Below are 12,975 nucleotides of genomic sequence, written 5' to 3'. Positions count from 1 at the left end.
GAACTGGACAGATCGCTGACGCTCAAGGCCTGGCCATTGGTGGCGATATCGACATCGTCGAAGCCCTGCAACAGATCGACGGTAGTGACCGTGTAGGCCATGTCCTCGCTGCCGGCGGTCAGGGCGGCCGAGGCCGCGCCGGTAGGGGCGTCGTTGACGGCGGCCAGGCTGAAGCTCTGGCTGGCGGCGATGCTGCCGCCATTGCCGTCGACCACGTTGTAACTCAGCGAGACCATGCCGTTGAAGTTGGCGCCCGGTGTGATGGTGAAGGTGCCGTCACCGTTGTCGGTGACCGAGCCATTGGAACTGGACAGATCGCTGACGCTCAAGGCCTGGCCATTGGTGGCGATATCGACATCGTCGAAGCCCTGCAACAGATCGGCGGCAGTGACCATGTAGGCCATGTCCTCGCTGCCAGCAGCCAGGGCGGCCGAGGCTGCGCCGGTGGGTGCATCGTTGACAGCGGCCAGGTTGAAGCTCTGGCTGGCGGCGATGCTGCCACCATGGCCGTCGACGACGTTGTAGCTCAGCGAGACCGAGCCGTTGAAGTTGGCGCCCGGCGTGATGGTGAAGGTGCCGTCACCGTTGTCGGTGACCAAGCCATTGGAACTGGACAGATCGGCCACGCTCAAGACCTGGCCGTTGGTGGCGATATCGACATCGTCGAAGCCCTGCAGCAGATCGGCAGCGCTGACGGTGTAAGGCGTGTCCTCGGTGCCGGCAACCAGGGCGGCCGAGGCCGCGCCGGTGGGTGCATCGTTGACAGCGGTCAGGCCGAAGCTCTGCGAAGCGGCGACGCTGCCGCCGTTGCCGTCGATCACGTTGTAGCTCAGGGTGACGGGGCCGTTGAAGTTCGGTGCCGGCGTGAAGGTCCAGCTGCCGTCGCCGTTGTCCTGCAGCGTGCCGTGGTCGGCGCTGAGGCCCGAGACCGCCAGGGTGTCGCCGTCGACATCGGAGAAGCCTTGCAGCAGGTCGGCGGCAGTGACCGTGTAGGCCATGTCCTCGGTGCCGGCGGCCAGGGCGGCCGAGGCTGCGCCGGTGGGCGCGTCGTTGACGGCAGCAAGGGTGAAACTTTGAGAGGCTGCGACACTGCCGCCGTTGCCGTCGACGACGTTGTAGCTCAGCGAAATCGCGCCGTTGTAGTTCGCGACCGGGGTGATGGTGAAGGTGCCATCACCGTTGTCGGTAACCGAGCCATGGTCAGCCGCCAGACTCGATACGGACAGGGTGTCACCGTCGACATCGGCGAAGCCTTGCAGCAGGTCGGCGGCGCTGACGGTGTAAGGCGTGTCCTCGGTGCCAGCAGCCAGGGCGGCCGAGGCTGCACCGGTCGGGGCATCGTTGACAGCAGCCAGGTTGAAGCTCTGGCTGGCTGCGATGCTGCCACCATGGCCGTCGACGACGTTGTAGCTCAGCGAGACCGGGCCGTTGAAGTTGGCGCCCGACGTGATGGTGAACGTGCCATCACCGTTGTCGGTGACCGAGCCATGGTCAGCCGCCAGACTCGACACGGACAGGGTGTCGCCGTCGACGTCGACGTAGCCTTGCAGCAGATCGGCGGCAGTGACCGTGTAGGCCATGTCCTCGCTGCCGGCGGCCAGGGCGGCCGAGGCCGCGCCGGTGGGCGCATCGTTGACAGCAGCCAGGCTGAAGCTCTGTGTGGCGGCGATGCTGCCGCCCTGGCCATCGACGACGTTGTAGCTCAGCGTGACCGGGCCGTTGAAGTTCGCGGCCGGGGTGAAAGTCCAGCTGCCGTCGCCGTTGTCCTGCAGCGTGCCATGGTCGGCGCTGAGGCCTGCGACCGCCAGCGCGTCGCCGTCCACGTCGGAGAAGCCTTGCAGCAGATCGGCGGCCGTGATCGTGTGGGCCATGTCCTCGGTGCCCGAAGCCAGGGCGGCCGAGGCCGTGCCGGTGGGCGCGTCGTTGACGGCGGCGACGGTGAAGCTCTGGGTCGCGGCGACACTGCCGCCCTGGCCGTCGATCACGCTATAGCTCAAGGTGACGGGCCCGTTGAAGTTCGCGGCCGGGGTGAAGGTCCAACTGCCGTCGCCATTGTCCTGCAGCGAGCCGTTGGTGGCACTGAGGCCCGAAACCGCCAGGGTGTCCCCGTCCACGTCGGAGAAGCCGGCGAGCAGGTCGCTGGCATGCAGGGTGTAGGCCATGTCCTCCTGGCCCGCGGCCAGGAGGGCCGTGGCCGAGCCGGTGGTGGCGTCGTTCGCGCCGACCACGGTGAACGACACCTTGGCCCAGCTCAGGGTCCCGTTGCCGAGCTGGATCGAATAGACGAAGGTTTCGGTGATCGTCTCGCCCGCGGCCAACGAATTCACGCCCTGGCCGCCGAGCGAATGGCTGATGTCGAGCTGGATCCTGCCGTTGACGATCTGGATCCGGTTGCCGCTCGGCAGGGTTTCCCAGCCCGTGTTGACGTTGTTGGCCAGCAGGTCGTTGAGGAAGCCGGCGTTGCCTTCGTCGATCGAGAACAGTTTCTTGGCGTTGCCGCCCAGGTCGTTCGACATCACATCGAGCGTCACGACATTCGTCGCATTGTTGTACAGCCTGGACGACAGGAGTTCCTCCTGCGTGTAGTAGTAGCTGTCGTCGCCGGCCTGCGGCGTCTTGGTGAAGGACGTGGTGTTGATGGCCATGATGTCTTCGATCCTCTTGATTGGCGACGAGATGCCGAACAGACCGGATTGCCCTTGATCGCGTGGTGTTCCGGTTCATGCCTCGGGGGAGGGCAAGCAAATGCTAGGACGGGGCCCGCCGAGCCAGTCCCCCTGAGCCGCGGGAGCCGCGCGGGCCTGTTGTGACGGAGTGCACATCCGCCCGGGGCGACGCCCCGGCCGGGCACCGCAATCTCCCCGGACGCGGTGCTACCGCCCGGCGCCGGCCGGGCCGGCGTTCGCCGCGCTCCTTAGAATCGGCGTTCCCTCACTCGACTCCGCCGCCTCCCTGGCGGCCGCCCGATGACGACCGAATCTCCCGTGGTGATCGTAGGCGCCGGCCTGGCCGGCCTGACCGTGGCCCTGCATCTGGCAGACCAAGTACCCGTCGTGGTGTTGGCCAAGCGCGACCTGACCGAGGCGGCCACCGCCTGGGCGCAGGGCGGCATCGTCGGCGTGCTGGGCAGCGACGACAGCATCGACAGCCATGTGCGCGACACCCAGGATGCCGGCGCCGGCCTGGTGGACGAGGCGACGGCCCGCTTCGTCGCCGAGCGCAGCGCCCGGGCGGTCGAGTGGCTGGTGGAGCAGGGCGTGCCCTTCACGCCGGACGACGACGGGCCGCTGGGCCTGCACCTGACGCGCGAGGGCGGCCATGCGGTGCGCCGCATTGCACACGCGGCCGACGCCACCGGTAAGGCCATCCACGACCGGCTGCTGGCCGCGGCCAAGGCGCACCCGAATATCTCGCTGCGCGAGCGCTGGATGGCGCTGGACCTGATCACCTCGCGTCATGTGCAAAGGGAGGAGTCGCCGCGCTGCTACGGCATCTACGCGCTGGACATCGATGCGCAGCGCGTCGAGACCCTGGCCGCGCGCGCGGTGGTGATGGCCACCGGCGGCGCCGGCAAGGTCTACCGCTATACGACCAATCCCGACACCTCGACCGGCGACGGCATCGCGATGGCCTGGCGCGCCGGCTGCCGGGTCGCGAACATGGAGTTCATCCAGTTCCACCCGACCTGTCTTTACTACCCAAGTGGCCACCCGCAGGACCGCGGTTTTCTGATCACCGAGGCCTTGCGCGGCGAAGGCGGGCATCTGAAGTTGCCCGATGGCACCCGGTTCATGGCCGCGCATGACGAACGCATGGAGCTGGCGCCGCGCGACATCGTTGCGCGCGCGATCGACTTCGAGATGAAGAAGCATGGCCTGGACCATGTGTGGCTGGACGCCACGCATCTGGGCGAGGCCTTCCTGAAGGAGCATTTCCCGACCATTCACGCACGCTGCCTTGGCCTGGGCATCGACATCGCGAAGCAGCCCATTCCCGTGGTGCCGGCCGTGCACTTCACCTGCGGCGGCGTGGTCACCGACCTGCACGGCCGCGCCGACCTGCCGGGCCTCTATGCGGTGGGCGAGACCGGCTACACCGGCCTGCATGGCGCCAACCGCCTGGCCAGCAACTCGCTGCTCGAATGCGTGGTGCTGGGCCAGACCTGTGCCGAGGACATCCTCGCGCTGGAGCGCCTGGGGCCCGCGCCGCTGCCGGCCTGGGACGAGAGCCAGGTGGAGGATGCCGACGAGCAGGTGGTGATCGCCCACAACTGGGACGAGCTGCGCCTCTTGATGTGGAACTATGTGGGCATCGTGCGCACCACCAAGCGCCTGGAGCGGGCGCTGCACCGCATCGCGCTCTTGAAGAGCGAGATCGACGACTACTACGCGAACTTCCGCGTCAGCCGCGACCTGCTGGAACTGCGCAATCTGGTCGATTGCGCCGAGCTGATCGTGCGCTCGGCGCTGTTGCGCCACGAGAGCCGCGGCCTGCATTTCAGCCGCGACTATCCGCGCACCCTGCCGGTCAGCTTCCCGACGGTGCTGATCGCCGAACGCGGATTGAAGTAAACGGCCGCGCTCGCCAAACCGGATCAGGACGGTGGGGCGCGCCGAACCGCGAGGTCAAGGAGGAGGCTGAGGCCGTAGGCCGAAGCCGGGGGACAGGAGCGGAGCGGCGTGCCCCGCCGTCCCGATCGCGCGCCGGGCTTCTTCACGGAAGCATGCCTGCATCGTCGTTCTGTCGGTCGGCCAAGGGCGATGGGCGAGTGGTTCCGCTCATGTCCCCCCGGCCGAGCCTGCGGCCCGCCCCTCCTCCTTGACTTCGCTGCACCACTCGCCCATCACCCTTGGCGGAAGACATGGGCGCGTTCGCCGATGAAGACTAAGCGAGCCGCTGGCGCAGCGTGCGCAGCGCGCTGGCCACCGTGCTCAGCACCGGCAGGCCGGTGGCCTGCTCGCAGGCGCCGCGGGCGCGTGCCGGGCTGAACTGGGCCAGCGCCAGCCGCGCCGTGCCAGGTCTTGCGCGGCGCGTGTGCGACCAGGGTGTCGTGGCGCGCGGCGTCGCCGGCATTCAGCGCGGCCAGTGCCCCCTCGGCCCATGCCGTCTCCAGCTCGATGCCGGGCGGAAACTCCGCCGGCCGGCCTGCTGGAGATGCAGCAGCGCGCACTGGCCAAGGGCGACGCCCTGGTGGTGATCAGTTTCGCGCCCTATTCGCGCGAGGCCCTGCAGGTCGCCGAGGCGGCCGAGGCGGCCGGTTGCCGGCCCGACCGAGGCCCTGGTGGGATTGCTGGCCAGCCGGGCCGGCAGGTCGGTGGTCAAGCGCATCGATCAGGCCGAGGCGCAGCTGTTCGAATCGGGCGCCTATCTGCCGCTGCCGCGCGAGCGGCGTTGACCGCAGTCAACGAAGCTCTTGCCCAGCAGGGGCCGCCGATCCGGCTCCGCCGGTCGGCCGGCCCCGCCCCCTCGAGGGGCGGCCGTCAGGCCGTAGGGGGTGGGCCTATCTCCGAGCCCGCAGCGCCATGCGCGCCTGCACGAAGTTGTAGGCGTAGGTCACGGCTTCCTCGATCGCGGCGTCGATCTCCAGCCGTTCGGGCTCGGTGAGGTAGAAGGCGAAGTCGACCTCGTGGCGGATATAGCGCGGCGGCAGGCGGTTCAGCGCCACGCAGGCCACGTCGACCAGCAGGTCCTGGTTCTTGCCGATCTCGGGGAACTGCGCGGCATGCTCGGCGACGGCGTTGAACACCTCGCGCTCGTGGTGGTTGTAGAGCGAGCTGAAGTCGGTCATGGGGCGGTCCCGGAAGAATGTTGCCGCGCAACGATAGCCGCCTTTATAGCGCCCATGGCCTCGGAGAAACCAGCCCCGATCCGGGGCCGGTGCGGCCGCCTCAGGCGGCGCCGATATGCGGCACGAAGCCGGCCGCCTGCCGGGCCTTGAGCGCCGCCGTGAAGTCCAGCATGCGGTCGATGCAGCCGAGCGCCCGGGCGCGGATCGTTTCCTCCACCGCGATCTCGCCGCTGCCGCGCTCCAGGCAGTCGAGCACGCCCTGCAGGCCGTTCATCGCCATCCAGGGGCAATGCGCGCAGCTCTTGCAGGTGGCGCTGCTGCCGGCGGTCGGCGCCTCGATCAGGGTCTTGCCCGGCGCCAGCTGGCGCATGCGATGCAGGATGCCGTTGTCGGTGGCGACGATGTACTCCTGCGCGCTGCCCTCGACCACGGCCTTGATCAGCGCCGAGGTCGAGCCGACCACATGGGCCTTCTCGACCACGCTCTTGGGCGACTCCGGATGCACCAGGATCATCGCGTCCGGGTGCTGCTCGCGCAGCAGGTCCAGCTCCAGGCCTTTGAACTCATCGTGGACGATGCAGGCACCATTCCACATCAGCATGTCGGCGCCGGTCTGTTCCTGGATGTAGCGGCCCAGATGCCGGTCGGGCGCCCACAGGATCTTCTGCCCTTGCGCCTTCAGATGGGAGACGATCTCCAGCGCGCAGGAACTGGTGACCATCCAGTCGGCGCGCGCCTTCACCGCGGCGCTGGTGTTGGCATAGACCACGACCTTGCGGTCGGGATGGGCGTCGCAGAAGGCCGCGAATTCGTCGGCCGGGCAGCCCAGGTCCAGCGAGCAGGTGGCGTCCAGGTCGGGCATCAGCACGCGCTTCTCGGGGCTGAGGATCTTGGCGCTCTCGCCCATGAAGCGCACACCGGCGACCACCAGGGTCTGGGCCGCGTGGTCACGGCCGAAGCGCGCCATTTCGAGCGAATCGGACACGATGCCGCCGGTTTCCAGCGCAAGATCCTGCAGATCGCCGTCGACGTAGTAATGCGCCACCAGCACCGCATTGCGGGCCTTCAGCTGCGCGGCGGCGCGCGCCTTCAAGTCGTGACGCTGGCTGGAGTTCAAGGGCGCCGGCACCTTGGCCCAGGCATGGGCGGTGCAGCTCTGGCCTTCGGCGTCCTGGCGGGTGTAGTCGAAAAGAACCTGGTTCATGGCCGGATTTTAGGCAGGCGGCCGCGGCGTTGGCCGGCGCAGGGTTTTGAGCCCGACCCGAGCGCCGCCGCGATGGGCGGCGCCGGCTCAGGGAAGATTCAGTTCGTCGCGCTCCTGCACCCGCACGGTCTGCGGCATCCCGCCGCCCAAGGAGTAGGTGACGGTGAGTGTCTTGCGCTTGCCCGGCGCCGGGTCGGTGCCGGTCAGCTCGTTGTCCACCCGGGCGCGGAACTGCTCATCGCGTACCAGGGAACGCAGCCGGGCCGTGACGTCGTGCGAGCGGCCGTTCGCACCATAGCTGGCGCTGACGATGTTCAGGCGCCCGGGCCTGCCGTTGCCGTTCCAGCCGCCATGCCCGGCGCCGCCATGGCCCCAGTTGCCGCCGCGCCAGCCGATGAACTGGTTGCCGTCGACATAGCTGCCCTCCCTGTACTCGAAGCTGCGCGGCTGGCCGCTGCGGTCGCGGGTGTGAATGCGCAGGGTCTTGGTGCGGCCCGGATCGGGATCGACGCCGAAGGTGTCGTTGCCCATGCGCAGGCGCTCGTCGCGCCGTGCCAGTTCGCGCAGGCGTGCGGTGACGTCGACCTCGTTGCGGTGCGTGCCGTAGCTGGCGCTCAGGATGGTGTATTCGCCGTCGTCACCACCGGGGCCGTTCCAGCCCCCGGAGCCGTTGTCGTCGCCCCAGCGGCCGCCGCGCCAGCCGGTGAACTGCGCGCCGTCCACATGGCTGCCCTCCTTGTACTCAAAGGTGCGGTGCTGGCCGTCGCGCGTGCGGGTGTAGATGCGCAGGGTCTTGGTGCGGCCCGGGTCGGGGTCGACGCCGAAGGTGTCGTTGCCCATGCGGAAGCGCTGGTCACGGCGCGCCAGCTCGCGCAGGCGCTCGGTGACGTCCACATTGTTGCGGTCCGTGCCATAGCGGGCCCGCAGGATCCGGTATTCGCCGTCGTCACCCTCGTCATCGTGGCCGCGCTGGGCGAGCGTCGGGATTGGGAGCAGCAGGGCAGGGGCGAGAACGGTGCCCAGCGCCAGTTTGCGTCTATGCATATCGTGCCTCCTCAACCGCCGCTCTGCGGCTCGCGCAGGAAGATCTCGACGCGCCGGTTCTTGGCGCGGTTCTCGACCGTGTCGTTGGCGGCGATCGGCTCGCGCGAACCGCGCCCCGACACATCGACGCGCTCGGCGCGCACGCCGCGGTCCTCGAGATAGCCGCGCACGCTCTCGGCGCGCCGCCGCGACAGCGGGTCGTTGATGGCGTCGCTGCCGGTGTTGTCGGTATGGCCGACCACGCGCACCAGCATCTGCCGCTCGTTGCTCAGGCCATGGGCGAAGGCGTCGAGCACCGGGCGCAGGCGCGGTTCGATGGCGGCGCTGTTCAGCGCGAAGGAGATGTCGCTGGGCACATCCAGCTTCAGCTGGTTGTCCGGCGTGCGCGAGACCTCGACGCCGGTGCCCTGGGTGGCCTGCTCCATCGCGCGGCGCTTGTCCTCCATGTTCTTGGACCAGAGGTTGCCGGCGACGGCCCCCAGCGCCCCGCCCACCACGGCGCCGGTGCCGGCCTTGCCGCCGGTGGCCGAGCCGAGCACGGCGCCCGCCACCGCACCGATGGCCGCGCCCTGGGCCGTGCCGCGCTCGCGCTCGCTCATGCCGGCACAGCCGGCCAGCAGCGCCAGCGCGAGGGCCGGAAGGCCGAATTTTTGAATGTCGTGGCTTGTCTTGTGCATCTCGTGCTCCCGTTCCTTGTGGGTATGCGAACGAGTATCGCCGCGCCCCGAGAGGGCGTGCAACAGACTGCAACAGGCCGGACGGTACCGTACGGACGAGCTCAGGCCTCGGCGAAGAAGCGGCTGGGCGGCATGCCCACGGTGCGCGTCACCATCGCGGTGAAGGCGCTGGCGCTGGCATAGCCCAGTTCGGCCGCGATATGGCTCATCGGCTTGCTGCGCGCCGCCATCGACAGCGCATGGGCCAGCAGCACCTGGCTGCGCCACTGCGCATAGCCCGTGCCCAGCTGTTCGCGGAACAGGCGCGAGACGGTGCGCTCGCTGGCGCCCACCTCGGCGGCCCAGCCGGCCAGCGCCGCATGGCGGGCCGGGGCGGCGATCATGGCCTCGCACAGACGGCGCAGGCGCTTGTCCTGCGGCAGCGCCACGCCCAGGCGCAGGCTGCGCGCGCGGCCCAGCTCGTCGACGATCAGATGGGTGATGCAGCGCTCGCGTTCGCGTTCCGCCTGCGTGGCGGGCGGCGCATCCGGATCGGTGGGCAGCTGCAGCACCAGCTCGCGCAAGAGCGGCGAGACCTCCAGCACGCGGCAACGCGACCAGGGCTCGGCCCGGCTCTCGACCAGGCATGAGTGCAGATAGAGCGTGCGCAGATCGGCGCGCTCGATCGCCGAGACCGCGTGCACGATAGGCGACGGTATCCACACCGCCCGCGAGGGTGGCACGATGAAGGTGTGGGCGCTGGTGCTGACCCGCACCGCGCCGCTGACGGAAAACACCAGCTGGCCCCAGTCATGCTGGTGCGGCTGGATGTCCATCTGGTGTTCCATCAGGCGGGCCTTGCCGCGCAAGGGCCGCTCCGCGCTGGGCGCATAGCGACGCGGATCGGCCGGCGGCACGCTGGTGCGGGGGGTGGCGGCGGTCATTGGCGCGATTTCGATAGAGCTTGGCAAGCTATCGTAACCCGGACGCGGCGGCGACACCTACATTGGGCGCCATGAACACCGCTACCCTCACGCTCGACGCGCGCCAGCAGGCCCGGCGCGACTACGGCACCATCGGCCTGATCGGCCTGGCCCATGGCACCTCGCATTTCTTCCACATGCTGCTGGTGCCGCTGTTCCCGGCCTTCCGCCAGGAGTTCGGCTTCAGCTATTCGGAACTGGGCCTGCTGGTCACCACCTTCTTCGTGATCTCGGGCATTGGCCAGGCCCTGGCCGGCTTTCTGGTCGACCGCACCGGCGCGCGTCCGGTGCTGTTCGCGGCGCTGGCCTGCTTCCTGCTGGCCTCGATCGCTGCGGGCACGGCCACCGGCTTCGGCGGGCTGATGGCGGCCGCAGCGCTGGCGGGGCTGGGCAATTCGCCCTTCCACCCGGTGGACTTCACGATCCTGAACAAGCGCGTCTCGCAGCCGCGCCTGGGCCATGCCTTCTCGGTGCACGGCATCACCGGCAACCTCGGCTGGGCGCTGGCGCCGGTGTTCTCGATCGGCATCGCCGAAGCCACCGGCCACTGGCGCTATGCCTATCTGGGCACCGGCCTGGTGGCGCTGGCCGTGCTGCTCTTGCTGCTGTGGCAGCGTGACGCGATCGACGATCGCCAAGGCTCCTGGGGCCATGCCAAGGCCGCCGCCGGCGCGCCGGCCGAGCACCCGATGGCCTTTTTGCGCCTGCCCTCGGTCTGGCTGTGCTTCTCCTTCTTCTTCTTCACGACCGCGGCGCTGTCCGCGATCCAGAGCTTTGCCAGCCCGGCCCTGGGCAAGATGTACGGCTTGCCGCTGTCCATCACCGCCTATGTGGTGACCGGCTACATGCTGTGCGGCGCGGCCGGCATGGTGGTGGGTGGCTTCCTGGTGGCCAAGGTGCAGCGCCTGGAGCGCACGATCGCGCTGGCGATGGCCGCCGCCGCCGCGCTGCTGCTGCTGACGGCGCTGGGCATCCTGCCGCCGCTGATGGCGGCGGCGGTGACGGCGCTGGCCGGCTTCGGCACCGGCCTGGCCGGGCCCTCGCGCGACATGCTGATCAAGCGCGCCGCGCCTCCCGGGGCCACCGGTCGCGTGTATGGCACCGTCTACTCGGGCCTGGACGTGGGCTTCGCGCTGGCCGCGCCGGTGTTCGGCGCGCTGCTGGACGGCGGCCATGCCGCCGGCGTGTTCGCCGGCTCGGCCCTGGCCCTGGTGCTGGGAATCGGCTCGGCGGGGCTGGTGGGTTTGCGCATCGTCAAGATGCGTGCGGCTGTTGTTGCATAAGCGCTGCTGACCTGAACGCGTGGCCGACGCTACATTCGGCCCATGAACCCACAACAGTCCCCACAGCCTCGATTGGCCGGCCATGCACTGGTGGAGGCCCTGGTCGCCCAAGGCGTGACCGATGTCTTCGGCGTCCCCGGCGAAAGCTATCTGGCCGTGCTCGACGGCTTCCACGAGCACCGCGACCAGGGCATCCGCTTCATCGCCTGCCGCCAGGAGGGCGGCGCGGCCTTCATGGCCGAGGCGCAGGGCAAGCTGACCGGCCGGCCCGGCATCTGCTTCGTGACCCGCGGGCCGGGCGCGACCAATGCCAGCATCGGCCTGCACACGGCCTTCCAGGATTCGACGCCGATGATCCTGTTCATCGGCCAGGTGGCCAGCGACCAGCGCGACCGCGAGGCCTTCCAGGAGCTCGACTACCGCCAGATGTTCGGCCCCGGCACCCTGGGTTTCGCCAAATGGGTGGGCGAGGTGCAGGACGCCGACCGCCTTCCCGAGTACGTGGCGCGCGCCTTCCACACCGCGCTGCAGGGCCGGCCCGGGCCGGTGGTGCTGGTGCTGCCGGAAGACATGCTGACCGAGATGACCGCCGCGCCGGTGCTGGCGCGCGCCGAGGCCGCGCAGGCCTGGCCGGCGCCGGCCGCGCTGGCCGCGCTGCGCGAGCGCCTGGCCGCGGCGCAGCGCCCGTTCTTGATCGCCGGCGGCGGCGGCTGGACGCCCGAAAGCTGCGCCGCGCTGCAGCGCTTCGCCGAGGCCTGGCAGCTGCCGGTCGGCTGCGCCTTCCGCTTCCAGGATCTGTTCGACAACCGCCATGCGCTCTATGCCGGCGATGTCGGCATCGGCATCAATCCGAAACTGGCGCAGCGGGTCAGGGAGGCCGACCTGATCCTGGCCGTCGGCCCGCGCCTGGGCGAGATGACCACCGGCGGCTACACCCTGCTGCAGGCGCCGCGCCCGGCTCAAGCGCTGGTGCATATCCATGCCGGGGCCGAGGAGCTGGGCCGCGTCTATGCGGCCGATCTGATGATCAATGCCAGCATGAGCTGCGCGGCCCAGGCGCTGGAGACCCTGGCGCCGCCGGGGCGCGTGGCCTGGAGCGAATGGACGCGGCAGGCCCAGGCCGACTACCGGGCCAATCTGCAGCACCAGCCGGTGGCGCCGCTGGACATGGCCGAGGTGGTCAAGAGCCTGTCCCGCCTGATGCCCGAGGGCACGGTCTTCACCAACGGCGCCGGCAACTACAGCGGCTGGCTGCACCGCTTCCACCAATACCCGGCGCTGCAGCAGCATGGCCGCACCCAGCTGGCGCCGACCTCGGGCGCGATGGGCTATGGCGTGCCGGCGGCCGTCGCGGCCAGCCTGCTCGAGCCGGCGCGCTGGGTCGTCAATATCGCCGGCGACGGCGACTTCCTGATGACCGGCCAGGAGCTGGCCACGGCCACCGGCTATGGTGCGAAGCGGCTGATCTCGATCGTGGTCGACAACGGCACCTACGGCACGATCCGCATGCACCAGGAGCGCGAGTACCCGGGCCGCGTGGCCGGCAGCGATCTGTTCAATCCCGACTTCGCGGCGCTGGCGCAGGCCTATGGCTGGGAGGCGCAGCGCGTCGAGACCACGGCCGAGTTCGAGCCGGCGCTGCGCGCCGCGCTGGCGGCGGACCGGCCCACGCTGATCCACCTGAGGCTCGATGCCGATGTCTCGACCAGCCGGACCACGCTGACGGCGATTCGCGAGGCGGCGCGCAAGCGTCTGGGACAATCCCTTGATGAGTAGCAGTCAGAACAACATCGATTTCGAATTGCGCGGCGAGTTCATCACCCTGGACCGCCTCTTGAAGGCCACCGGCCTCGCGGACAGCGGCGGCCGCGCGCGCATGATGATCACCGAGGGCATGGTGCGCGTCGACGGCCAGCCCGAGAGCCGCAAGACCGCCAAGCTGCGGCCCGGCCAGGTAGTGCTGTGCCAGGACATGCGCATCAAGATCCTCCCCGACCCTCATCAGGACTGAGTAAGC

At 69.6% G+C, this 12,975-nt stretch carries 10 protein-coding genes and 3 pseudogenes; 6 read left to right on the top strand and 7 right to left on the bottom strand.

Annotated features, from left to right (window positions below; translation table 11 throughout):
- Positions 1–2,645, bottom strand: a 2,645-nt coding sequence (locus tag AC07OQ_RS15590; protein ID WP_495054048.1) for a cadherin-like domain-containing protein, incomplete at its 3' end; no start/stop codon positions are given.
- A gap of 321 nt (positions 2,646–2,966) precedes the next feature.
- Between AC07OQ_RS15590 and nadB the strand changes: the two genes are divergently transcribed.
- Positions 2,967–4,571, top strand: coding sequence for an L-aspartate oxidase (gene nadB / locus AC07OQ_RS15585; protein WP_495054047.1), 1,605 nt, complete (start codon positions 2,967–2,969; stop codon positions 4,569–4,571).
- Between the two features lie 313 nt (positions 4,572–4,884).
- On the opposite strand, the pseudogene AC07OQ_RS15580 reads toward nadB, so the two are convergent.
- A pseudogene (locus tag AC07OQ_RS15580) lies at positions 4,885–5,140 on the bottom strand (arylsulfatase); the annotation flags it as partial.
- Positions 5,141–5,142: 2 nt separating this feature from the next.
- Between AC07OQ_RS15580 and AC07OQ_RS15575 the strand changes: the two are divergent.
- Together AC07OQ_RS15575 and AC07OQ_RS15570 are read left to right on the top strand one after the other, a co-directional pair.
- Positions 5,143–5,265 (top strand): annotated as a pseudogene (locus tag AC07OQ_RS15575) (MurR/RpiR family transcriptional regulator); the annotation flags it as partial.
- 4 nt (positions 5,266–5,269) lie between these two features.
- A pseudogene (locus AC07OQ_RS15570) lies at positions 5,270–5,395 on the top strand (MurR/RpiR family transcriptional regulator); the annotation flags it as partial.
- Between the two features lie 105 nt (positions 5,396–5,500).
- Here AC07OQ_RS15570 and AC07OQ_RS15565 read toward each other — a convergent pair.
- The 5 genes from AC07OQ_RS15565 to AC07OQ_RS15545 form a co-directional block, all read right to left on the bottom strand.
- Positions 5,501–5,788 carry a late competence development ComFB family protein gene (locus AC07OQ_RS15565; protein ID WP_495054046.1) on the bottom strand — a complete coding sequence of 96 codons (288 nt, stop codon included), beginning with the start codon at positions 5,786–5,788 and terminating at the stop codon, positions 5,501–5,503.
- Positions 5,789–5,888: 100 nt separating this feature from the next.
- Positions 5,889–6,992, bottom strand: a complete 1,104-nt coding sequence (gene nadA / locus AC07OQ_RS15560) for a quinolinate synthase NadA (RefSeq protein WP_495054045.1) — start codon at positions 6,990–6,992, stop codon at positions 5,889–5,891.
- Between the two features lie 87 nt (positions 6,993–7,079).
- Entirely contained in the window at positions 7,080–8,036 is a 957-nt protein-coding gene (locus AC07OQ_RS15555; protein ID WP_495054044.1) for a hypothetical protein, read from the bottom strand.
- 11 nt (positions 8,037–8,047) lie between these two features.
- The gene (locus AC07OQ_RS15550) at positions 8,048–8,713 is read right to left on the bottom strand and encodes a YiaD family glycine zipper/OmpA-like lipoprotein (RefSeq protein WP_495054043.1); all 666 of its coding nucleotides are present in this window, start codon (positions 8,711–8,713) and stop codon (positions 8,048–8,050) included.
- A gap of 101 nt (positions 8,714–8,814) precedes the next feature.
- Complete coding sequence (locus AC07OQ_RS15545) at positions 8,815–9,636, bottom strand: AraC family transcriptional regulator (RefSeq protein ID WP_495054042.1); 822 nt, start codon at positions 9,634–9,636, stop codon at positions 8,815–8,817.
- 71 nt (positions 9,637–9,707) lie between these two features.
- Here AC07OQ_RS15545 and AC07OQ_RS15540 point away from each other — a divergent pair, with 71 nt between their 5' ends.
- From AC07OQ_RS15540 to AC07OQ_RS15530, 3 genes are read left to right on the top strand one after another with little or no spacing between them, the layout of a single operon-like run.
- Positions 9,708–10,958 carry an MFS transporter gene (locus tag AC07OQ_RS15540; RefSeq protein WP_495054041.1) on the top strand — a complete coding sequence of 417 codons (1,251 nt, stop codon included), beginning with the start codon at positions 9,708–9,710 and terminating at the stop codon, positions 10,956–10,958.
- Positions 10,959–11,000: 42 nt separating this feature from the next.
- A complete protein-coding gene (locus AC07OQ_RS15535) occupies positions 11,001–12,734 on the top strand; it encodes a thiamine pyrophosphate-binding protein (RefSeq protein WP_495054040.1) in 1,734 nt (577 codons plus the stop codon).
- Positions 12,727–12,969: an RNA-binding S4 domain-containing protein gene (locus tag AC07OQ_RS15530; RefSeq protein ID WP_495054039.1), complete on the top strand. Its 243-nt coding sequence runs from the start codon at positions 12,727–12,729 to the stop codon at positions 12,967–12,969. Before AC07OQ_RS15535 ends, AC07OQ_RS15530 begins: the two co-directional genes overlap by 8 nt.
- Positions 12,970–12,975: the final 6 nt, after the last annotated feature.

Source organism: Roseateles sp. GW821-FHT09B06 (assembly GCF_059418245.1).
This window is presented reverse-complemented; position numbering and strand designations above follow the sequence as displayed.